The 22,559-nt window shown below is 33.2% G+C and carries 19 protein-coding genes and 1 pseudogene; 9 read left to right on the forward strand and 11 right to left on the reverse strand.

All coding sequences use genetic code 11. From position 1 onward, the window contains the following. The first annotated feature begins 130 nt into the window (after positions 1 to 130). The 8 genes from ABD935_RS04400 (at position 131) to ABD935_RS04435 (ending at position 7,311) form a co-directional block, all read left to right on the forward strand. Entirely contained in the window at positions 131 to 349 is a 219-nt protein-coding gene (locus ABD935_RS04400) for a hypothetical protein (protein ID WP_345190422.1), read from the forward strand. A 91-nt stretch (positions 350 to 440) separates the two neighbouring features. Next, positions 441 to 1,142, forward strand: coding sequence for an ABC transporter ATP-binding protein (locus ABD935_RS04405; RefSeq protein WP_345190423.1), 702 nt, complete (start codon positions 441 to 443; stop codon positions 1,140 to 1,142). Next, entirely contained in the window at positions 1,135 to 2,364 is a 1,230-nt protein-coding gene (locus ABD935_RS04410; RefSeq protein WP_345190424.1) for an ABC transporter permease, read from the forward strand. The genes ABD935_RS04405 and ABD935_RS04410 overlap by 8 nt, the downstream gene beginning before the upstream one ends. Continuing rightward, entirely contained in the window at positions 2,357 to 3,607 is a 1,251-nt protein-coding gene (locus tag ABD935_RS04415; RefSeq protein ID WP_345190426.1) for an ABC transporter permease, read from the forward strand. Before ABD935_RS04410 ends, ABD935_RS04415 begins: the two co-directional genes overlap by 8 nt. Positions 3,608 to 3,708: 101 nt before the next feature. Then, positions 3,709 to 4,839 (forward strand): efflux RND transporter periplasmic adaptor subunit, encoded by a 1,131-nt coding sequence (locus tag ABD935_RS04420; RefSeq protein WP_345190428.1) that lies wholly within the window; start codon positions 3,709 to 3,711, stop codon positions 4,837 to 4,839. 16 nt (positions 4,840 to 4,855) lie between these two features. Further along, a complete protein-coding gene (locus ABD935_RS04425; protein WP_345190429.1) occupies positions 4,856 to 6,226 on the forward strand; it encodes a TolC family protein in 1,371 nt (456 codons plus the stop codon). A 228-nt stretch (positions 6,227 to 6,454) separates the two neighbouring features. Then, on the forward strand, positions 6,455 to 6,778 hold the full coding sequence (locus tag ABD935_RS04430; protein WP_345190430.1) for an ArsR/SmtB family transcription factor: 324 nt from the start codon (positions 6,455 to 6,457) through the stop codon (positions 6,776 to 6,778). 35 nt (positions 6,779 to 6,813) lie between these two features. Continuing rightward, positions 6,814 to 7,311 (forward strand): DUF6428 family protein, encoded by a 498-nt coding sequence (locus ABD935_RS04435; protein WP_345190431.1) that lies wholly within the window; start codon positions 6,814 to 6,816, stop codon positions 7,309 to 7,311. A 548-nt stretch (positions 7,312 to 7,859) separates the two neighbouring features. On the opposite strand, the gene ABD935_RS04440 is transcribed toward ABD935_RS04435, so the two are convergent. From ABD935_RS04440 to ABD935_RS04450, 3 genes are read right to left on the reverse strand one after another with little or no spacing between them, the layout of a single operon-like run. Beyond that, positions 7,860 to 9,689: a GNAT family N-acyltransferase gene (locus ABD935_RS04440; RefSeq protein WP_345190432.1), complete on the reverse strand. Its 1,830-nt coding sequence runs from the start codon at positions 9,687 to 9,689 to the stop codon at positions 7,860 to 7,862. Positions 9,690 to 9,715: 26 nt separating this feature from the next. Continuing rightward, positions 9,716 to 11,002 carry an aspartate kinase gene (locus ABD935_RS04445; RefSeq protein WP_345190433.1) on the reverse strand — a complete coding sequence of 429 codons (1,287 nt, stop codon included), beginning with the start codon at positions 11,000 to 11,002 and terminating at the stop codon, positions 9,716 to 9,718. 10 nt (positions 11,003 to 11,012) lie between these two features. Further along, positions 11,013 to 11,492 carry a GNAT family N-acetyltransferase gene (locus tag ABD935_RS04450; RefSeq protein WP_345190435.1) on the reverse strand — a complete coding sequence of 160 codons (480 nt, stop codon included), beginning with the start codon at positions 11,490 to 11,492 and terminating at the stop codon, positions 11,013 to 11,015. 121 nt (positions 11,493 to 11,613) lie between these two features. Here ABD935_RS04450 and fbp point away from each other — a divergent pair, with 121 nt between their 5' ends. Next, positions 11,614 to 12,621, forward strand: a complete 1,008-nt coding sequence (gene fbp, locus ABD935_RS04455; RefSeq protein ID WP_345190436.1) for a class 1 fructose-bisphosphatase — start codon at positions 11,614 to 11,616, stop codon at positions 12,619 to 12,621. A gap of 64 nt (positions 12,622 to 12,685) precedes the next feature. Here the strand turns inward: fbp and ABD935_RS04460 are convergent, their stop codons facing one another. The 8 genes and pseudogenes from ABD935_RS04460 to ABD935_RS04495 all read right to left on the reverse strand — a co-directional run bounded on the left by ABD935_RS04460 (position 12,686) and on the right by ABD935_RS04495 (position 22,557). Further along, positions 12,686 to 13,591 carry an IS982 family transposase gene (locus ABD935_RS04460; RefSeq protein WP_345190437.1) on the reverse strand — a complete coding sequence of 302 codons (906 nt, stop codon included), beginning with the start codon at positions 13,589 to 13,591 and terminating at the stop codon, positions 12,686 to 12,688. 224 nt (positions 13,592 to 13,815) lie between these two features. Beyond that, positions 13,816 to 14,484 (reverse strand): annotated as a pseudogene (locus tag ABD935_RS04465) (transposase). Between the two features lie 243 nt (positions 14,485 to 14,727). After that, complete coding sequence (locus ABD935_RS04470) at positions 14,728 to 15,660, reverse strand: hypothetical protein (protein WP_345190438.1); 933 nt, start codon at positions 15,658 to 15,660, stop codon at positions 14,728 to 14,730. 33 nt (positions 15,661 to 15,693) lie between these two features. Then, positions 15,694 to 16,650 carry a DUF6175 family protein gene (locus ABD935_RS04475; protein ID WP_345190439.1) on the reverse strand — a complete coding sequence of 319 codons (957 nt, stop codon included), beginning with the start codon at positions 16,648 to 16,650 and terminating at the stop codon, positions 15,694 to 15,696. Between the two features lie 16 nt (positions 16,651 to 16,666). After that, entirely contained in the window at positions 16,667 to 17,188 is a 522-nt protein-coding gene (locus ABD935_RS04480) for a hypothetical protein (protein ID WP_345190440.1), read from the reverse strand. Between the two features lie 20 nt (positions 17,189 to 17,208). Continuing rightward, a complete protein-coding gene (locus ABD935_RS04485) occupies positions 17,209 to 19,392 on the reverse strand; it encodes a hypothetical protein (RefSeq protein ID WP_345190441.1) in 2,184 nt (727 codons plus the stop codon). Positions 19,393 to 19,435: 43 nt separating this feature from the next. Beyond that, complete coding sequence (locus ABD935_RS04490; RefSeq protein ID WP_345190442.1) at positions 19,436 to 20,719, reverse strand: hypothetical protein; 1,284 nt, start codon at positions 20,717 to 20,719, stop codon at positions 19,436 to 19,438. Positions 20,720 to 21,090: 371 nt separating this feature from the next. After that, positions 21,091 to 22,557, reverse strand: coding sequence for a glutamate synthase subunit beta (locus ABD935_RS04495; RefSeq protein ID WP_345190443.1), 1,467 nt, complete (start codon positions 22,555 to 22,557; stop codon positions 21,091 to 21,093). Between the last annotated feature and the right edge of the window lie 2 nt (positions 22,558 to 22,559).

Here is a 22,559-nt window from a genome sequence, read left to right on the forward strand (position 1 = left end):
TAAATTGAATTAATTCCGCTGAATAGCGGGATATTTAAAATTCATTCTCTTTTTAAGGGAAGGTGGATTTAATTTCCTAAGAAATTAAAGTCGGAAGGGTTTTTAAATACAAAAAGGTTTAAAATTTAAAATGAAACGTAAAATCATCTTTTTTCTTTTTTCGTTACTCTTTATTATAGAGACCAATGCCCAATGTGCTATGTGCAGGGCGGTTTTAGAAAGTGAAGAAGGTCAAGCCACAGCTGAAGGTATCAACGACGGCATCGTTTACCTAATGGCAATCCCTTATATCCTTGTAGCTGGCATTGGCTATTTCATTTATAGAAAGTACAATACGTTAAAAAAGTAATAAAAAGTTTTATATCCTTTTTTTGTAACATTTCTTTGCATTGCAAGTCTTACTACAAAGACTATTTTGCTTCACTAAATATATTAAGATAATGTTAGAAATTCGTCAACTTCATAAATCCTATCCCATAGGTGATTCTAGTCTTCATGTTTTAAAAGGAATCGATTTAAAGGTTGAGGATGGCGAGATGGTTGCTATTATGGGGTCTTCGGGGTCTGGAAAATCTACTCTGCTTAACATCATCGGCATGTTGGACGAAGCAGATTCAGGAGAATATATTCTCGATGGCTTACCTATCGTTAACTTAACAGAAAAAAAAGCAGCTGTTTATCGTAATAAGTTTTTAGGATTCATCTTTCAGTCTTTCAATCTTATTAATTATAAAAATGCATTAGAGAATGTAGCACTGCCTTTGTACTATCAAGGGATGAAACGTAAAGAACGCCAAGAATTAGCCATGTTTCATTTGGAAAAAGTTGGGCTAGCAGATTGGGCACACCATTTACCAAAAGAACTTTCTGGAGGGCAAAATCAACGGGTTGCTATTGCTAGAGCATTAGCTTCAAACCCTAAATTATTATTGGCAGACGAGCCTACGGGAGCTTTAGATATGAATACTTCATATGAAATCATGGAATTTATTCAACAATTAAATGATGAAGGCAAAACTATTTTAATGGTAACCCATGAAGAAGATATCGCTAATATGTGCAAGCGTATTGTAAGACTGCGCGATGGGGTTATTATGGAAGATAAAAAAGTAAATCAAGTTAGGGCTTCAGCGTATGTTTGATCTAGACCTTTGGCGGGAAATATTTCAAAGTATAAATAAGAATAGAACTAGAGGTTTGCTTTCTGGTTTTACCGTGGCTTTTGCTATTTTGTTATTTACTATTCTTTTTGGAATTGCCAATGGCTTGGAAAACACGTTTGATGCACTTTTTATTAAAACTGCAGATAATATCATTAATATAGAAAAGGCGAGTACATCAAAACCATATAAGGGACTTCAATCGGGACGAGAAATTTTATATGATAATACAGATTATGAATATATTAAAAATGAGTTTAAAGATAAAATAGAATATATCTCAGGAAAGTTAGGGAGTTTTCGTGATGTAAAGTCAAACTACGAAAAAGGAAACTATAATTTAACTGGTGTATCTCCAGACTATCAGTTTATTGAAAAGGTTGAAATTAAAGAAGGCAGATTTATCAATCTAAATGATTATAAGAACAATAAAAAAATAATAGTAATTGGTCGATTAGTCGAAGAAGATTTGTTTTTTAAAACCTCGGCAATAGGACAATATTTGGATTTAGAAGGTATCCAATTTAAAGTAGTAGGCGTTTTTACGGATAATGGCGGTGACCAACAAGAGCGTTTAATGTATATACCTACTACGACACTTCAGAATCTTTACATCGGAGATGATAAGCTACGTAATATCAGTTTAACCTATAACCGAAATATGAGCATAGATGATGCCTTAGCATTCGGTACGGAGCTCACCAAAGCATTAAAGAAACGCAAAATAGTTGCACCCAGTGATCAACGTGCTATTAGGGTAAATAATATGGCACAACGCACCAAAGGCATAGATATGATGACATCAGGATTGGGGCTTTTAATCATTATAATTGGTTTGGGGACTTTAATTGCGGGGATTGTTGGGATAAGTAATATCATGATCTTTATTGTTAAAGAGCGTACTAAAGAAATTGGGATTAGAAAAGCCTTGGGAGCATCACCAAAATCTATTGTGTCTATAATATTATTAGAATCTATAATTATAACTGCCATTTCTGGTTATGTGGGATTGCTTATTGGTGTTGGCGTATTAAAGTGGATAGGGCCAAGCTTAGAAGCATATTTTATAACAAATCCAGAAGTGCATTCTAATATTATAATTACAGCAACTTTTATTTTAATAGCAGCAGGGGCTTTAGCAGGGTTTTTTCCAGCTAAAAGAGCATCTAAAATTAAACCTATAATTGCATTAAGGAATGGTTAATTGGTTTAAATTTTTATTTGACAAAGATACTTGGGCAGAGGTGTCTTCTAGCCTAAGAAAAAACATGCTTAGAACCGTTTTAACCATGGTTGGTGTTTGGTGGGGCATATTGTTGCTTATAGGGTTATTGGGTGCCGCTAGAGGTATTGAAAATAACTTCAATTTAATATTTGAAGATTTTGCTACCAATAGTGTTTTTGTTTTTGGAAGAAAAACAAGTATGCCCTTTAAGGGTTATGAGACTGGACGACCAGTAATTCTTAAAATTGAAGATGTTATAAAAATTCAAGATAACATAGAAGGTGTAGAATTTGTTGTTCCAAGAAATATGGGAAATTCAACCATAACCCGTAAAACGTTGTCAGGCTCATTCACAGGAACTGGGGATTTCCCCCTTTTAGACGTTGTTGCAAAACAAAATTTACTGTGGGGGCGCTTTATTAATCAAAGTGATATTGATGACCATAAAAAAGTAATACTTATATCTGAGGATGTTTACAAGCAGTTGTTTCAAAAAGATGAGTATCCTATTGGGGAAATCGTTCTTGTTGGAAGTATAAATTTTAAGGTTATAGGCGTTTATACTGTTGTGAATTTTGGTGGGCCACAAATAAATTATATGATCCCATTTACAACCTTTCAACAAATTTATAATCGTGGAGGAATAGTGGATTGGATGATGGTTACAGGGCATTCGGATTATGATATTAATCAGATAGAATCAGACACTAAACTGTTGCTAAAAAACATGAATGATGTACATCCTGATGATAACAGAGCCTTTAGTGGTTTTAACCTTGGAGAACGGTTTGGTAGGATAACAGGGTTTCTAACAGGCATGCAATTTTTAACTTGGTTTGTAGGGATAGCCACATTGATAGCAGGCGTGTTTGCTATTGGAAGCATATTATTAATTACTGTAAAAGAACGGACCAAAGAAATTGGGATAAGAAGAGCGTTAGGAGCAACCCCAATAGTTATTAAAAGACAAATAATAGTAGAATCTGTTACCATGGCTTTAGTCGCTGGGTTTATAGGAATTATAAGTGGTGGATTAATTTTAATATTGATGAATAGAGCCATGTTAAATAGCGATAATCCATGGATGCGAAATCCATCTGTTTCTATTGCTATAGTGTTTTTTGCATTATTTATTGTGGTCATACTAGGAACATTAATTGGTCTAATACCAGCAAGTAAGGCAACTAGCGTTAAGCCCATTGACGCATTAAGAGAAGAATAAAAAACAAATAAAAATGAACCTTCTATAACTTGAATATTGTTATTATAATCAACTCGATATAGAAGCACCATTTGACAAATTAATAAAATAAGAATAACCAAATGAATAAATCAGTAAAAATTATTATCGGAATTATAGCATTACTTTTATTTGCGGTGGTATTAAAATATTTTAAAGATGCTAATGCAAAAGATATAGAAGACTTTATGGTTGAAGAACCTTTCTATACTTCAATTAACTTAAAAGTGGTAGCTACTGGAGGTTTAAATCCTGAAGAAGAAATAGAGCTCAAACCCCAAATTTCAGGTATTGTTGATGCTATTTTAGTAGAGGAAGGTAATTTTGTTGAGAAAGGAGATTTAATTGCAAAAATAAGAATAGTTCCAAATGAGCAGGCCTTGACTAGTGCCAATAGTAGGGTAAATTCATCAAGACTATCTTTTGATAATGCCAAAACACTCTTTAAAAGAAATAAAATGCTTTTTGATAAAGGTGTGATATCAAAACAAGATTTTGAGAATAGTGAGTTATCATTAAATCAAGCAAAGGAGAATTTAAGCCAAGCACAAAATGATTATCAAATTATTCGTCAAGGGTCTATTTCTGGTCAACGATTAGCTAATACCAATATTATTTCACAAATCTCTGGAACTATATTAGAAATTCCTGTAAGAATGGGAGACCAGGTTATTCAGAGTAATAATTTTAATGCAGGAACAACCATTGCTACAATTGCTAATATGAATAAAATGATTTTTGAAGGGCAAGTTGATGAGTCTGAGGTTGATAAGTTAGAAGAAGGAAAGCCTATTAACATTGTTATAGGTGCCCTTGATGAAAAAATATTGCCAGGAAAATTAGTTTTTATTGCACCTAAAGGGATTAAGGATGGTGCTGGAGCTGTACAATTTAAAATTAAGGCAGATGTAAAAATTGAAACCTCTTTAAATATTAGGGCTGGTTACAGCGCTAATGCGGAAATTGAGATTGAAAGTAAAGACAGTGTGTTTGCTGTTAAAGAAGCTTTATTGCAATATAATAGAATTACTGAGAAACCTTTTGTCGAAATAAAAGGAGAAGATGGCAAATTCAAAAAACAAAAAGTTGAATTAGGTCTTTCTGATGGTATTAACGTTGAAATTACTGAAGGCCTTAAAGATGGCGACAAAATTAAAGTTTGGAATAAAGCATCAAAAGATAACGACGATGAGGAAGGTGAAGAGAATGACTAATTTTATAAAACCAAGGATGAAAAACTGCTTAATTATATCAATATCTTTAATCACGTGTTTTTCTATATCTGCACAACAAAAAAAATGGACATTACAAGAGTGTGTTGACTATGCATTAGTAAATAATATTACTGTTAGGCAAATGCAATTGGACGGGTTAATCGCAGAGGAAAATATGACTACTGCTAAGGCCAATTTTTTACCAACCGTTAGTGGCTCAGCGTCACAAAATTTTAATTTCGGGTCATTTATTGGGAATGATGGTAGCAGGATATCAAGAGATTCAAGAGGGAATAGCTTTGGAATAAGTTCTGGAATAACCATTTTTAATGGTTTTCAAAATGTAAACCTATACAAACAGGCACAATTAGGATTAAAGACCAGTCAACTTCAATTGGATATTTTAAAAGACAATATGTCATTAAATGTTGTTAATGCTTATCTGAATATTTTGCTGAATAAAGAGGCATTAAAATTAGCTGAAGAACAAATAGCAATTAGTCAAAAAAGTTTAGACCAAATACAGGACTTAGTTGATGCTGGGGTAAGACCAAAAGCAGACTTATTGGTGTCTCAATCTCAATTAGCAACGGATAATGAACGTTTGGTGAACACACAAAATAGCGTGGCTTTATCACTTTTAAATCTATCTCAAATATTGCAAGTATCTAAAGATGGTTTCGATATAGAAAATATTCTCATAGATTTAACTAATGCCGTATTAACTTATAACCGTACAAATGAAATTCTATCTTATGCTTTAGCTAACAGACCGGAAATAAAAAATGCTGAATTAAATGTTGAGAATGCAGCATTTAATATTGCTATTGCTAAAAGTTCATATTATCCTACTTTAACTTTTGGAGCTGGATTAGGAACGTCTTACCAACATATTCAAGGTCAAGATGATATTATTCCTGTTTTTGATCAGAATACAGGAATGATTACAGAGCTTAGACCAAATGGCTTTGGCGAACAATTAGAAAATAATTTAGGATATAACTTTGGATTTAATTTAAGTATTCCCATATTTTCAGGATTTAGAAAGGACGCCAATGTCAATAGGTCTAAAATTAATAAAGAAAAATCAAGCTTGGCTTTAGAGCAAGAAAAGCAGACATTAACTACCAATATAGAACAGGCTTATGCCGATGCTAAAGCGTCTTTAAAACAATATGAAGCTTCAAGTACATCCATGACGGCTCAAGAAGAAGCTTTTAAAAACGAGCAAGAAAAATACGATTTAGGAGTAAGCACGTCTTTTGAGTTAGACCAAGTTAGAAATAGATTGATTAACGCGCAATCTTCTTTTTTAAATGCCAAGTATAATTTTGTTTTTAAGACTAAAGTCTTAGACTTTTATATGGGGAAATCTTTAGCTAATTAAAATTATAGAGTTAGTATTAAAAAAAACCTTGCTCAATCTCTTGAACTAATTGTAATTTAAAGGTTAAACTGTAATCTTTTTATATAATAATTTTTGGTGTAAACTATTTCAGGACGTGACATTTGTAAAAAATAAAAAAGTGAATTGTTTTTGGTTTTTTTTAATTTATATAATTGTAATATTGCAATATTACTTTTTATTTATATATTTGTAAATAAAATTAAAGTTATGGGAGCATCAAAACTCAATATTTATTCGGAGAGTATTAATAAAATGGCAATTATTGCCAAAGTATTTGCACATCCTGCTCGTATTTCTATTTTACAATTCATAAGTAAACAGAAGTCGTGTATTTGTAATGATATTGTAGATGAAATAGGGCTGTCACAACCTACCATTTCTCAGCATTTAAAGGTTATAAATGACGCAGGTTTATTGAAAGGTAATTTTGAAGGAAAGAGTATTTGCTATTGTTTAAATTTAGAACGCTTTCAGGAATTCCAATCATTATTTAATTCATTTTTTAACAAAACTACATCCAACTGCTGTTAGGCACTAATTGGTATATGGTATAAAATCCAATAATTATGAAAACTCAAGAATTTTTTAACGTACTAGAGAAACATAAAGACAAATCTTTATTGTTTGAATATGCTCCAAATTTATTTGTTGGTGCTAATTATCATATTACAGAAGTAAAGCACATTACAGTAGACTCTGTAGATTGTGGGTCGCAAACAGATGCTTGGAAAGAAACTATTATTCAACTTTGGGAAAGTCCGAACGAACTGGATAAAACGGAATACATGACCGTTCACAAAGCATTGGCTATTCTCAAAAAAGTAGGAACCATGAAACCCTATGTTTTGGATTCAGAATTAAAATTGGAATACAGTAACGCAATCTTTAATACAGCACAACTATTTGTTAACGATTTTGAAATACAAGAAAACAACTTAATAGTTAAATTGGCGATCGAAAAAACAGACTGTAAAGCCAAAGAACTTTGTGGAGTTCCTGAAGTTTTAGATCCTGCTTTAGATAGTGATGAGCCTTGTTGTTCTCCAAATGGAAATTGTTGCTAAGTAAAACGTGAATACAGAGTCTCACTTTTTTTTAAGGACGTGAGAATCTGTATATCAAAATCTTAGCTTAATATATAAGATTCCTGTCTTTGCAGGCATGACAAAAAATTATTATTGACAAACAATTGGTATTATGCACAGGAAACTTTTGTAGAAGCCAAATGGCACATGGCTATTTAAACAATTTTTTGATAATAGAAAAGTAAACGTGAATAGTGCAGGTATTGAAACCCATGGTTTAAAGCCTGAAACTTTGTCTATCATGAAAGAGATGGTTTAAATATCGACCACCATACTTCTAATCATGTTGATTAATACGCTGAGGTAGATTTTGATTATATCATAACCGTTTGCATTCATGCTAACGAAAACTGTCCGTACATAACAAGTAAGAACGCCCATACGATTACATCATAATTTCTACAATATTTCTAAATTGTAAGGGTCAGATGAAGAAAAACATGCTGCATTTTAAAAGCAAGAGAAAAAATTAAAGGGTATTTTAATGCGTTTGTTAAAGAAAATTTAAGTTTAGAGAAAGTAATAGATTAGCCCTCATTATTCTCCGTAAACTTTCGTTCCAATTCGGCTTGAAACTCTTCCATTACCGGTTTTACAGTGCTTTCGGGCAAGTCGGAAATCCGGATGTACATCAACCCATCAACAGAGTTATTAAAAAGAGGATCGACATTAAAAGCAACTAAACGGGCATTTTGTTTAATGTACTTTTTTAGTAGCACAGGTAGGCGCAAGGCTCCTGGTTCAATTTCGTCAATAAACTTGTCAAACTTATTTAAATCGGCTTCGGCTTCATCAAAAACAAAATCTTTATCGGCGTCTTTTAATTTTACTTTAAACTCTTTTTTAGGGTGTACGTATTGTGCTATGTAAGGATCGTAGTAATGCGATTTCATAAACTCAACCATCAATGATTTTGAAAAATTTGAAAACTGATTACTTATACTTACGCCACCAATTAAATACTTGTGTTCAGGATAACGCAATGTAGTATGCACAATACCTTTCCAAAGTAAAAACAACGGCATGGGTTTTTGTTGATATTCTTTGATGATGAATGCACGACCCATTTCAATGGATTGGCTCATCATTTTGTATAGTTCAGGTTCAAACCTGAATAAATCTTGCAAATAAAAGCCGTCTATACCGTGTTGTTCAAAAATCTTAGAGCCTAGGCCCATTCGGTAAGCCCCAGTAAGTACTTTACTTTCATTATCCCATAAAAACATGTGGTGGTAATAGTTGTCAAATGTATCTAAATCAATAGCTTCATTGGTGCCTTCGCCAACTTCTCTAAATGTGATTTCACGTAAACGCCCTATTTCACGAAGGATATTCGGTATTTTATCTGCTTGAGCTAGAAACACTTCATAATTTTTACTTTGTAAAAGCCTAGAATCTCCTTTTCTAAGCGCATCAACTTCTTTGGTCATTAACCCGTTTTCAACAGGTGTTACGATGCTTTTTGGTGCCTTAGGTGTTTTTAATGTTGATGAAATGTTGTCTAGTATTCTTGGTTTATCTTCAAAAGCATGAGATAGCATATAGGTTTTCCGTCTTAAAAATTCCGAAAACTCATCTAATGTGCCATGCTCTTTTTGGTCGGTAATCGAAATAGGTTTTCCAATTCTAACCTTAATGGTTCGTCGTTTTTGTGTGAGTACTTCAGATGGCAATTTTGCGGTTCTAAACGTGTCGCTAATTTTGGATAGCTTATAAAATAATTTACTGTTTTTTGCATGAAAGTAAATAGGAACTACTGGAACTTCAGCCTTTTTAACTAATTTCATGGCAGCTTCTTCCCAAGGTCTGTCAATCACTAATTTACCATCGCGATATGTTGACACTTCCCCAGCAGGGAAAATACCCAATGGGTGACCGTCTCTTAAATGTAAAAGAGAATTTTTAAATCCTGCTATACTTGATTTCACATCTTTTCTGTCTTCAAAAGGGTTTACAGGCATGATAAAAGGTTTCATAGGTTCTATTCTATGCAACAAAAAATTGGCAATTATCTTAAAGTCACCGCGTTGTTCCAGCATCAATTTTAAAAGTAAAATACCATCTATTCCTCCAAGTGGATGATTTGATACTGTTATATATGGACCTTCTTTTGGTAAACGTTTTAAATCTTCTTCAGGAATTTCGAACTTAATTTGGAATTCTTCTAAAATGCTATCCAAAAAGTCTACACCTTCAAGATGCTTATTGCGTTTATAAAATTTATTTAAAGTAGATATTTTAAGGGCTTTCATTAAAAGCCAACCCATAAAAGTACCAATAAAGCCATATTTGTCTAGTTGGATGGCTTTGGCAACTTCCTTGGCGGTTACTAACCCTGTATCTTGTCGTTTGGTCATGTGTGTAAATGTACTAAATAAACCATTTAGTTGCTACTGGTTACTACTTGAACAGTTTCTTGTGTTAATTGTTTTAACAACACGGTTTTACCAGTTTCAATTTGATTTATAGCATTTTGATCATAATGACGAATGGTGTAAAGCGATACGTTTTTATTACAATCGACTTTAAATTTTGCCTTTAAATGATGCAATAGTTTGTCAAGATTGTTATAAATATTATCAACGCAAACCGAAAAGCTAATGGCTGAATTTTGAATGACGTCAACCTTCATTTTGTACAGATGCAAAATGCTGAAAATTTCGCTAATATTTTCTTCAACAATGTATGAGAAATCTAAAGAGGATAATGAAATCAAAACTTGATTTTTCTTTACAATAAAACATGGAATCATAGGGTCCAGGGTCACGTTTTTGCCAATTTTTGTTCCTGGTGCTTCTGGATGTAAAAAGGATTTTACATATAAAGGAATTTCTTTTCTTTGCAAAGGCTGTAAGGTTTTTGGATGAATTACCGAAGCACCAAAAAAAGCTAGTTCAATAGCCTCTCTATAGGATATCTCATTGAGCAATTGCGCATTTTCAAAATAACGAGGGTCTGCATTTAAAACCCCCGGAACGTCTTTCCAGATCGTAACACTTTCAGCATTTAAACAATAGGCGTATATGGCCGCTGTATAATCGCTACCTTCTCTGCCAAGTGTTGTTGTGAAATTATTAGCATCGCTAGCTAAAAACCCTTGTGTAATGTTTAATATGCCCGTATTGAATTTTGATGTTATTAAATGTTGTGTGTCTTCCCAATTTACATTAGCTCGCCTATAATAGTTATCTGTTTTGATCTGATTACGGACATCAATCCAATTATTTTTTAAGCCTATAGTGCTTAAATATTCGCTAATAATGGTTGTGGAAACTAATTCGCCATAACCGATTACTTGATCATAAACAAAATTATAATCAGGCGATTTATTGGTTTTTAAAAAGTTGTTTAGTTCATCAAAAAAAACAGCTATTTTTTTAAAGGATGGATGATTTTCGTTCCGATCCCGATAGCTATCGAGACTATCGGAATCGAATAAGTCAAACAAAATCTCATTATGGTATTTTTTTACATCTTGGAGGGCACTTTGTAATTCAGATGTATTTTCAAAATAATTTTTGATTACTACTTCTAGAGCATTTGTTGTTTTTCCCATAGCAGAAACCACAACCAAAGTGTTTTTGTAGCCTATTTTTTGTAAAACCGAGGCTAAATTCCTTACTGCTTTTGCGTCTTTTACAGAAGCGCCTCCAAACTTAAATACTTGCATGTTATACCAATTATAGTTTTGCTATATAATTTTTAATGCCTGTTTCGCTTAATTGGACCACGTCCCAATCGCGCATAACATTTGCCCCCTTTTTTTCATAAAAGGCAATAGCAGGTTCATTCCAATCTAAAACTTCCCAATTAATGCGTTTAACACCTAAACGGTGTCCGTATTTAATCACCTCGTCCAAAAGTGCTGTTCCCATTCCGGAACCTCTCATGGACTTGCTGACAATTAGATCTTCTAGGTGCAGAATTTTGCCTTTCCAAGTAGAATAACGGTTATAAATTAATGCAATGCCTTCTATTTTTGAATCGGCTTCTGCAACAAAACAATGGAAAGCAGGATGCAAACTAAAACCATCTTTCTGTAAATCTTCAACAGAAACTTCAACAGCATCGGGTTCTTTCTCAAAAACAGCCAATTCTTTAATTAAATGAAGCACTTGAGACATATCCTTTTTTCTCGCGTCTCTAATTATATAATTCATAGTTTTTATAATTAAGTCAAATATAGTTGAAAGTTCATTATCTAAAAGTAATAATATTACACGAAAACGTTATAGTTTATTAAAATTTTTGGATATTTGTACGAACAAAAAAATAATCTTTATGTCTCACAAAAAACAAACTTTAGGAGAGTTTATTATTGGAAATCAATCGTCATTCAAATATTCTTCAGGCGAATTATCTAGCCTTTTGAATTCGATTAGATTAGCCGCTAAAGTAGTAAATCATGAAGTTAACAAAGCTGGATTGGTTGATATAATAGGTGCGGCCGGTGATACTAATATTCAAGGTGAGGATCAGCAAAAGTTAGATGTTTATGCCAATGAAAAATTTATCCAAACGCTAACCAAAAGGAATATTGTTTGTGGAATTGCTAGTGAGGAAGAAGATGATTTTATAGCAATAAATAGTCAAGATGAAAACCACCAAAACAAATATATTGTATTGATTGATCCTTTAGATGGATCTTCTAATATTGATGTAAATGTTTCAGTTGGAACCATTTTTTCGATTTATAGACGTGTAACTCCAGTTGGGACACCAGTAACACTAGAAGATTTTTTACAAAAGGGAAGTGAACAAGTTGCAGCAGGGTATATTGTATATGGTACATCTACGATGCTTGTTTATACCACAGGTGATGGCGTAAACGGATTTACTTTAAATCCAGCAATTGGTTCATTTTATTTATCACATCCTGCAATGCAATTTCCTGAAGACGGCACTATTTATTCGGTTAATGAAGGGAATTATATCCACTTTCCTCAAGGCATAAAAAATTATATAAAATACTGCCAGCTTGAGGAAGAAGATAGACCGTATACCTCTAGATATATTGGGTCTTTGGTTTCAGATTTTCATAGAAACATGATAAAAGGTGGGATTTATTTATATCCACAGAGTTCAAAAAACCCTAACGGGAAATTGCGTTTGTTATACGAATGTAATCCTATGGCATTTTTGGCTGAACAAGCTAATGGTAAATCTAGTGATGGTTTTATAAGAACCATGGACATTGAGCCAACCGAATTGCACCAGCGTGTACCTTTTATTTGCGGTAGCAAAAATATGGTTGAAAAAGCTGAGGAGTTTATGCGGAAAGCTAAATAAAGATAAAAAATGCGAACTGAAAAGTTCGTGTTTTTTATTATAAACCTGAGTTCGACTTAAGAATTTAGTAAAAAAGAGCTAATTGCGCTGTATTTTGCGTTTCAAATTTAATACTTGGTTTCTTTTCTTGAAACGAATAGGCAATAAGGCTGGCTACTAAATTGGTAATGAAATTACCAAAACTTCTATGTCTGGAATGTTCAGCTTGGGCTATGTTTTTTAGTTGATCATTTATAGTTTCTATAACAGACCGTTTTCTGAGCAATATTTTATCTCTCATGGTCATCATCACATTTTTCATATTGTTTCTGATACCGGCAACAAGGTGCAGTCCCTGATCGAACAACAAGGCTGACAGCTGCTTGGATATGTAACCTTTATCGGCATATAAACTACCTAATATTTTCTTCAGAAAGTTATCCCCTTTTAAAGGCGCTCTATCATCCACATTGGCTAGAGTGATAACGAAATCAAGTAGTTCTCCCTTATCGTTTATAATGATGTGAAGCTTAAAACCATAAAACCAGCCCATGGTGGATTTGCCTATGGAAGCAATATCCTTAAATACCTTGTTCTGCTTTATTCGTTTTTTGTTGCAGGCACGTATAGGGGTAGAATCTATAAACGAAATACCTGTGCATTGGCCTAAACAACAAGTCTTCATATAAAGGGTCAATGGTAGCAGGTTGGACTGCATTGGCTCAACAAAACGATTGTATGAGACCGTGTTTGGAAACTCTTGCTGGAGCTGTTCTTGAACATAGTTTATATAAAAGTGTTTAAAGGCCCTTATTCCGCTTGAATGGAACAAAACCGTAATGGTCACTATCTCGCTGGTTGACATCTTGAATTTGCGATTTCTGGTCTTTTTTCCTGTGGAAAGCTGTCGTTTTACTAAAGTAGGTTCAAAAACAAGGCAAAAATCATCGATAGAACAAAAAATTTCTGTAATTTTATCTTTAGAGATCATAAGTAGAATGTCTTTTAAAATATTGAAATTCAACACTTTAATATGTTAAATATTCTGCTTTTTCTATGCTTAAAACTTGCTTTTCTTAGGTCGAACTCAGGTTATAAATGATTGCTGTGAATTACATAGCTACCAATAATTAGGAATTGCAATTTACTTCTTTATGATTTTAAAGGAGCCTTTACCTTGATTGGTTTCTAAATTTAAATTATAGAGGTCAGTAGTTAGTTACTTATTAATTCTTTGTGATATATTTTATCTCCTAGAACCATTTTCGTTATTAGGTTGTTGAAGATCGTAGATTTGCTTTGAGACCTGTTTATTCTGAAGCAAAACTCATTAAAATATCTATTTAGGTTCTCATCGCTTACCCAAGAATAGGTTGTCCTGATCCAAGATTTAACCTGGTGTATCATCGTATGGAGAGCTTTAAAGTTCATCCCGTTATTGCTCGGTATTTGGGTAATGTTATATGCCTTTTTGGCCTATATCCCCTCCATTGGTCAGTTGTTACATTAGCCTTACGGCTAATATGGTCAACAAAAATGTATTGTAAGGATTGGGCAGAAAAATCATTGATTTTCATAGCGTACGCCCATGTAGCTAGCGGATAGGCTCTTTGTGGTCGTCGACATCTCAAAACAAATGAAAAATGCTTTTCTAACCCCAAACTTAACCTTATGGAAGAGCGTATTGGCAGTAGCCGATTCAATATGCCCACATATATTACATTGTCTTGCAAAATCCTTTCGGACCTGGCAAGCAGTGTGATTGCATTTCAAGCACTTATAATTAGATTTAGACTTCACTGAAGCTAAGTATTCCTTACAATCTTCGTCGGTTTTGAACCGATCAGAGAACTCTAGAAGATTTTGACCCTTAAAAATATCCATAAAACTATCACTTTGTTGATTTAAAGATACGTATTTAAATACTGAGCTCTATTAAAATATATATCCCACCTATAAGATGTGATAATTCTAGAGTGTTTTTATCTTCTAAATCAGCATAAACTGTTTGCCCGATGTTGTTATAAATTGTTGTTTTTAAAACTTTGGTATTATCAGGTAATTTGATTGATAATGTGTTTTCAAAAGGACTAGGCTATATTTTTGTAGATTTAAATAAACGATCTTTTAATACCACCCTCTAACATTATAAGTAACACTTTCTGGTTGGTTTTTACCATAAGCCATGCCTACATCTCTAGCTGCTTGAATCGTATCGGCTTCTACCTCTAAAACTTTTAAAGCATAATTCCAGTCTCTGTCTCCTAAATCTTTAACACGTGTAGCTATTTTAGCATACAATGCTTTTACTTGAGAAAAACAAGAAGCCGTTGGTTCTATTGAAGACAATAAAAGTCCTGCTTCGTTTGCAGCATTTATATCTTGGTTGGCTGCCCAAATAGCAGATGCTTCATTTAATTTTATTTTACAGTCCCTATCAATTGTTTTTGTGTAGAGTGGTCTGATTTTGGACTTAATGGTATTAAAGCAATCACTAGCTTCAGGAACACTGGTTAATGTTAATAAAGCATCTTCAAAATTATTTTGAGCTTCAAAATTTTGAGCCTTTTTCACCATAAGTCCACAATTTGAATTGTAGTAATCAATAATTTTTTGTTTTCCATTAGAAATGAAACGTTGTATTTCTGGATTCTTTGGCTTTAATTGTTTTAATGCAGCCATATATGCTTTGTTCTCATTTGTTCCAACACCTTTTAGTGAAAGTGATTGACTAGTAAATAAATTTCCGGCAATCCCATCACCAATATAAAGTGTTAAGTCTAAATTTAGAACAATCATAGCTGGTGCTGTACCTGTTATGTTTTTGCTAAGCACATTTATATTAGGAGTTATTATAAACCGTGAATTATAAACATTATCACTTATGCCATTTTCTGTAATAATTCGACCTAATTTATTTTTAAGCATGTTTTTGGCATGGCTTGGAATACCTTCAGATTGTTCTGGTAAGTAAGCCCCTAGAGTAATGCCATTATCTTTTTCTTGTGCTCCTAAAAATGGAGCAACAAAAAACATTAGAGTATATATTATTTTTTTCATCTTAAAATTGTTTATTAAATACCTTTAGTTATATTATTTTCCACCTAAAATGATGGTAGCTCTACCTAGCCCTTTCATTACCAATTTGTTTGGTATGTTATAAGGTGCATTTTTTAAGAACTTACTTAATCCGCTTGTGTAACGTCTTGCATCGATAGCTCTATTTTTTTCATTGTATAATGGAATTCTCACTTGCTCAAACAATGCCATACTCTCAGTCATATCGGTAGTGCTGAATCTGCCTTGAACTGTATTTTCGGCTAACCAATCTTCAATAATAAAACCCAGTTCTTCATCGCCAAATTCAGTTTCTAAATCACCATCCCAATCATCCCATTTTTGAATGCGAACAATTATTTCTCTTCCGTTTTCAAACATATCATCAAAATGTATTTGTAATGATTCGGTAAAATTATCCATATGTGCTAGTACAGCTTCTGAAAGCAATACTGGTAATTCTGCAGAAAAAGAAGGAGCACCTGTTCCAACAGCAGTTGCAACTTGTTTGTCAGTATAAGAATCTAAACCTTGAAGATTAAATGTAACAGATTTTTTAGGCCCCGTTTTATTAACTGTCCAGGTTAGTTGTAAGATAATATCTGCTTTAGCAACTTTCTTGAAAGCATCAATAGGGCTTTCATTAATTCCGCTCCCAGAGTTTTTAGAACTTCTTAAATTATCTTCAGCCATATTAGAATTTAATGTTTTAATAACAGACTCCATGTTTTTTAGTGGAAAACCTCTTTCGCCCATCATACCATTTATATGGCTTATAACTTGGATTACTTCGGCATTTTCTTGAAAAGCTTTTTTGTAATCGGGTACTTTAACAGAGGAGCCTTGGTCGTTAAAAGTCATCATGTAACCATTTGTGTTACACCATACATCGCTAGGTACTACCATAAGTGTTGGTTTTTTAGCTTGACTAAATACCATAGCACTTGTTAATAAAAATAAAATTGAAAATATTAGTTGTACTGTTTTTTTCATGATTCCGTTGTTTAAATTAAAATCCAGAAGCTAAGCCTCTAACAATGTTTTCTTTTTCTAGACGCTTTCTAAGTTGCTCAAACTGAACGTTTACAATAATGCCTATTTTGTATTCTCGCTTACTAACTTTTAAGCGGTCTCCTGGTGCTATACTGCCATCAGTTGCAGCGGAAACGTATTTTAGATACTCACCGCCATCAGCAAAAAATGCTTCGAAGAATTCTTTAAATTCTTCTTCAGTGTCTACGGACTTTACTAGGGGCTTTAATGAAGTGCATCCTTGCCCACCACCAGCATAACCTTTAAAAATAACGCCATGAACGGCATTTTTCATGCCTCTAGATATGGCATGTTTAGGGTTTTTTGAGTATGACCATACTTTTACCAACTTTGAGCCTTGTTTTGCTATACCTTCACATTCTAAATCATAACGCCAGATTTTTGTGTCTTCATTGGCTTTGTTTTTTTTCCATTGGGCGTTAGCTGTCATACCTAGCAGAACAATGAATAATATTGCAATTGGGTGTTTTAGTTTCATATTAATATAATTTAAGTGAATTAATTTAGTTGTCTGATTAGCATTCCTGAGAAATACTTATTCTTTGATCCTGTAAAGGTGGTATATTCAAATTCGGAATTAGACTCCTCTTCATCAGCCATAAATCTATTATCCCAAATATGAGCTTTGTCAACTTTTATTACCCCTATACGTTTGTATTCTGTTAGGCCTTCTTTATTAATAATTTGTTCTAAAACTTCATATTTGTCCCCTTTTTCTATACCTTCTTTTAAGCCTATTTTTGCAGATAAAGGGTCGCCACTTAATAAAGGTGATTTAGTCCTAAAAACCTCATATTTACGTTGTAACTTTGCTATGGACTTATTGGTAGATTTCACCGTAGCTACAGAAATCAAATCTGTATCGGATTTTTTAGTAAAAACAGAACTTTGCAAATCTGCCCATGCACTTTCTGTTCCTACTAGCTCTAATCGAAATGCATCCGATTTATCAAAAGCTTCCTTTTTATTAGCTTCAAATTCATTATCTGTTGTCCAGTAATCGTTATAAAAAGTAGCTGCAACTTCTTCGTTCCAAACTAATTTGTATAAATACGTCGTAGATTTTATAACATAACCTTTACCTGCAATAGAGGTTCCTACTTGAACAGCTGTTGCAATGTTAGAAACATTGCTTCCACCTGGGACAAATGATGCTGCAGTTGATAAAAAACCTAATGCTTTGCCAGCTTTTTCTGCAATTTCTTCTTTATCAGTATATTTATAGTCATTAACAACTACAAATGTGTTTTTAATTAACTCCTCTCCTGCGTCTGTTAATAAAGCGAATCCTCTTTCATTATTTAAGGCTATACTAACATCTAAATCAGTAGCGTTGTAAGAACCTCTTTCAGAGATTAAATCCATATTGAAACCTCCTTTTTCACTTCTATTAAACCATTTTGAAACTAATTCCTTTGCGATATTATTTGTAGATAGAAAATCATTAATAATATAAGTTTTGTCTTTAGCTTCATTAGGAGTACTTATAATATATGGGCCTACATTGTGATCATTAAATTTTTCAGGAACATCAATATTACCAAATGTATTTTTAATAGTATTGGTGTGTTGATGAACAGGGTTGTTTATCATAAGTGTATATAAAGAACTACGCCTGTATACAGCTGTATTAGTACTATCTGACGCATCTTTTTTTACCCCTCTTTTTGTTATAGAAAATGCATTACTACTAATTGTATTTTTGTCATGCTTTATAGAATGATTTTTAGGCTTGTTTGCTATTAAATCTGTTAGGGCTTTATCTCGTTTATTAGTTCCTCCAGAAATACTTACTAATGACGGATCGTTTTTATCCTCCTCAGCTTTTTTTCTTAGGCCTATTTTACGTTTTAAAATTTCTGCTTTCTCATAATCTTCTTCGGCAATTGCTTTTTGTTTTTCAACCTCTAAATCAGATACGGTAATCTTCTTTGTTGAAATATAATCTTTTAAAATACTTGCCAATGTATAATTCTCTTCAGAAACTGCTTTAGTTTTGGCAGCTTTTAATTCTTCTAATGTCATGTTTGAATAATCTACACTAGAAGCTACACTTGTTTGACTTTGCACAGCATAAGAGTTTATAGCCAATAGAGAATTTGCTTTATCGAAATTCCCTGGGTTAAGGCTGTTAACTCTTGCTGTTAAAATTTGCTTATATTTAATTTGTGGCTCCTCTAGCTCGGCATAATCGACTTCTACTGGTTCTTTCTTTTCGATTTTTTCTTTAAATTCAATTAATTCTTTTGAATCAAATGATACATCAATCAAATGAATACCTTTATCAACATTCGTTTTTAAATAATATGTATTGCCTGCCTTTAAATAAATCTTTTTAGAACCAATAGATTTTCTTGCCTTTCTTGCCTTTTGACTATTTACAGGAGGAATAAAAGCACTAAAAACATGTTCTCCAGGGGCGCAATCATATTTTAAATAATTCCCTCTGGAAATTTTTCCAATAATATTAGAATTGTCTGCTATAAAATAATTAGTAAAAGTATTAGGATTACTAGAAGAAGCCTTAGCTGCTAAAGTGTATGGGTGCAAAGCCATAAGAACACCACCAATTTTTCTAGATTCTCGAGCTATGTATATAGTTGCATTCTCAGAATTTTCGTCTTCTTGAGAAAAAGAAAATGAACTGAACAAAACTATTATAGTAAATAAAAATTGTCTCATTATAGGTTAGTTTGTTTTTTCATATTAATATGATTTAAGTGAATTAATTTATTTGTCTGATAAGCATTCCTGAGAAATACTTGTTTTTTGACCCTGTAAAGGTGGTATATTCAAATTCGGATTTGGACTCCTCTTCATCAGCCATAAATCTGTTGTCCCAAATATGAGTTTTGTCAACTTTTATTACCCCTACACGTTTGTATTCAGTTAGACCTTCTTTGTTAATAACTTGCTCTAAAACTTCATATTTATCACCTTTTTCTAGACCTTCCTTTAAACCTATTTTTGCTGATAAAGGGTCGCCGCTTAATAATGGTGATTTTGTTCTAAAAGTCTCGTATTTTCTTTGAAGTTTTGCTATAACATTATCTACAGCTCTTACAGTTGCTACAGAAATTAAATCTTCATTAGATTTTTTTGTTAATATAGTACTTTGGATGTCTGCCCAAGAAGTTTCTGTTCCAACCAATTCAATTTTAAATATATCGGTTTCATCAAAGGCTTTTTTCTTTTCCAAATCAAGCGAAGCATCGTCAGTCCAAAAATCATTATAGAATGTTGCAGCAACCTCTTCATTCCAAACAAGTTTATATAAATAAGCTGTTGTTTTTATGATGTAACCTTTGCCCATAGCACCCACACCAAGTGAGGCTGCATCCGCCGCCAAGGCAATATCACTGTTTCCAGTGTAGGTTGCTACCATAGAAAGTAAGCCTTTTGCTTTAGAGGCCACTTCTTCTTTATTGGTATATTTAAAATCGTTAACAATTACAAAAGTGTTATTGATTAACTCTTCTCCAGCATCAGCAAGAAGGGCATAACCTCGTTCTGTGTTTTTTGCAATTTTAATATCTAAATCAGATGCGTTATAAGATCCTCTTTCGGCAATTAAATCCATATTAAAACCACCAGCGTCACTTCTATTAAACCACTTGGTTACCATGGATTTAGCAATGGCGCTACTATCTAAATAATTAAAGACCGCTATTTGCTGATTTTCTTTTAATTTCTTTTTTCCTCCAAATTTTGGCATTCCAGACAACAAACTTTTTTTTTGAGTATTAGCCTCATCAGACTCCTCAATAGATAATGAATCAATTTTAGAAATAGTTCTGATGTCGATAATATGGTCATTAAATTTATCGGGAATAGGGGCATTCTTGAAAGTTGTTTGAATAATTTCACTGTGCTCTCTATTGCTATCACTAAGCATAAGGGTGTATAATGAACTTCGCTTGTATTTAATATCAGTAGCGGTTTCTTGTGAAAATGATAAAATACTAATTAGTAGAGCCGAGAAAGTAAACAGCTTTCTTGAAATTTCCATTTAGATGAATTTTTGGATGGTTAATAACAATGAAATTAAATTATAATTTCTTTTTTCATTTATTATTAATTTGAACTCTTAGGGAATGTTAATTTAAATAAAAAGAATAAACACGAAAGCTAAATAGGTCGAACTACATGAATTTTCGTTGAATTGTTTTTCTTTTTCCTGTAATTTAATAAGAAAATAATGATGTAATTTAATAAAACACTTATTCTAATATTAGTTAATCAACTAAGAAATAAGTTTTTTTAAAAAATGAGTCAGCTCTAAGGGTTTTTAAAAGCATTGACTGGGTTGTAGGAATTAGATAATAAAAAAAATGCGAACTGAAAAGTCCGCGTTTTTTTTATTAAATATATTGTTATCTATTAATGCACTCCTAATAAATCGCCAGTAACATCTTTTGATGTTAAATCAGATTTGCCCATTAAGTAAATATCTACTTGTCTAGCGGCTTCTCTACCTTCAGAAATAGCCCATACAATTAATGATTGCCCTCTGCGCATATCACCAGCTGTAAAAATGTTTGGAACATTTGTTTGGTATTTGCCATATTCCGCTTTGTAATTAGAACGTCCATCTCTATCTAGTCCTAATTGATCTGCGATTGTACTTTCAGGGCCTGTAAATCCTAGTGCCAATAATGCTAAATCACACGGCCATGTTTTTTCAGTGCCTTCAATTTCTATTAATTTAGGACGCTCTCCAGGAATCATTTCCCACTCCACATTTACTGTTTTTAAAGCGGTAAGTTTTCCCTTGTCGTCAGTAATAAATTCTTTTGTGTTTATTAACCAGTTACGTTCAACACCTTCTTTATGAGACGATGATGTTTTTAACTGTAATGGCCAATATGGCCAAGGCGTAGTCGGTGAACGATGTCCTGGGGGTTTCGGCATAATTTCGAAATTAACTACCGATTTAGCACCGTGACGGTTTGATGTTCCAACACAGTCAGAACCAGTATCTCCACCACCAATAACAATCACGTTTTTATCTGTAGCCATTACTTGATTTTCAACCTTTTTACCAAACAGCACTTTAGTTTGTTGGGTTAAAAAGTCCATGGCTTGTACAACGCCATCAGCATCTATACCAGGTGTTGGTAAGCTTCTTCTTTCCGTAGCACCACCACAAAGAACAGTGGCATTAAAAGCTTTTAACTCTTCTACTGGTACATTGCCACCAATGTTAGCATTAACTCTAAACGTAATACCTTCTGCTTCTAAAATGGCAACACGACGATCGATGATGCCTTTTTCCATTTTGAAATTAGGAATTCCATAGCGTAATAATCCTCCAACAGCATCATCTCTTTCAAAAACAGTAACGGTATGCCCTGCTCTATTTAATTGTTGGGCAGTGGCTAAACCGGCAGGGCCAGAACCTACTATGGCAATGGTTTTTCCTGTTCTGGTTTTTGGAGGTTGTGGTTTAATCCAGCCTTCTTTAAAAGCACGCTCTACTATATTTTTTTCAATATTTTCAATAGAAACAGGGTCTTCAATAATCCCTAATACACAGGCTTGCTCACATGGAGCAGGACACAAACGACCAGTAAATTCAGGGAAATTGTTTGTTGAATGTAATATCCAAGAGGCTTTTTGCCATTCGCCTTGGTGCACCATATGATTAAAATCTGGAATTAAATTACCAAGTGGGCAACCACTATGACAAAATGGAATACCGCAATCCATGCAGCGAGACCCTTGTTCAGTGATTTCTTTATCGCTTAATGATACTGTAAATTCATTATAATGCTCTACACGCTCTTCTACGGGCTTGTATGCTTCATCTTTTCTTTCGAATTCTTTAAAACCTGTTACTTTTCCCATTG

It is taken from the genome of Algibacter agarivorans (assembly GCF_039543245.1).
Taxonomy (GTDB): Bacteria; Bacteroidota; Bacteroidia; order Flavobacteriales; family Flavobacteriaceae; genus Algibacter_G; species Algibacter_G agarivorans.

Coding starts and splice junctions, on each gene's coding strand:
- ABD935_RS04400 (WP_345190422.1), top strand. CDS start 131: ATGAAACGTAAAATCATCTTTTTTCTTTTTTCGTTACTCTTTATTATA.
- ABD935_RS04405 (WP_345190423.1), top strand. CDS start 441: ATGTTAGAAATTCGTCAACTTCATAAATCCTATCCCATAGGTGATTCT.
- ABD935_RS04410 (WP_345190424.1), top strand. CDS start 1,135: ATGTTTGATCTAGACCTTTGGCGGGAAATATTTCAAAGTATAAATAAG.
- ABD935_RS04415 (WP_345190426.1), top strand. CDS start 2,357: ATGGTTAATTGGTTTAAATTTTTATTTGACAAAGATACTTGGGCAGAG.
- ABD935_RS04420 (WP_345190428.1), top strand. CDS start 3,709: ATGAATAAATCAGTAAAAATTATTATCGGAATTATAGCATTACTTTTA.
- ABD935_RS04425 (WP_345190429.1), top strand. CDS start 4,856: ATGAAAAACTGCTTAATTATATCAATATCTTTAATCACGTGTTTTTCT.
- ABD935_RS04430 (WP_345190430.1), top strand. CDS start 6,455: ATGGGAGCATCAAAACTCAATATTTATTCGGAGAGTATTAATAAAATG.
- ABD935_RS04435 (WP_345190431.1), top strand. CDS start 6,814: ATGAAAACTCAAGAATTTTTTAACGTACTAGAGAAACATAAAGACAAA.
- ABD935_RS04440 (WP_345190432.1), bottom strand. CDS start 9,689: ATGACCAAACGACAAGATACAGGGTTAGTAACCGCCAAGGAAGTTGCC.
- ABD935_RS04445 (WP_345190433.1), bottom strand. CDS start 11,002: ATGCAAGTATTTAAGTTTGGAGGCGCTTCTGTAAAAGACGCAAAAGCA.
- ABD935_RS04450 (WP_345190435.1), bottom strand. CDS start 11,492: ATGAATTATATAATTAGAGACGCGAGAAAAAAGGATATGTCTCAAGTG.
- fbp (WP_345190436.1), top strand. CDS start 11,614: ATGTCTCACAAAAAACAAACTTTAGGAGAGTTTATTATTGGAAATCAA.
- ABD935_RS04460 (WP_345190437.1), bottom strand. CDS start 13,591: ATGATCTCTAAAGATAAAATTACAGAAATTTTTTGTTCTATCGATGAT.
- ABD935_RS04470 (WP_345190438.1), bottom strand. CDS start 15,660: ATGAAAAAAATAATATATACTCTAATGTTTTTTGTTGCTCCATTTTTA.
- ABD935_RS04475 (WP_345190439.1), bottom strand. CDS start 16,650: ATGAAAAAAACAGTACAACTAATATTTTCAATTTTATTTTTATTAACA.
- ABD935_RS04480 (WP_345190440.1), bottom strand. CDS start 17,188: ATGAAACTAAAACACCCAATTGCAATATTATTCATTGTTCTGCTAGGT.
- ABD935_RS04485 (WP_345190441.1), bottom strand. CDS start 19,392: ATGAGACAATTTTTATTTACTATAATAGTTTTGTTCAGTTCATTTTCT.
- ABD935_RS04490 (WP_345190442.1), bottom strand. CDS start 20,719: ATGGAAATTTCAAGAAAGCTGTTTACTTTCTCGGCTCTACTAATTAGT.
- ABD935_RS04495 (WP_345190443.1), bottom strand. CDS start 22,557: ATGGGAAAAGTAACAGGTTTTAAAGAATTCGAAAGAAAAGATGAAGCA.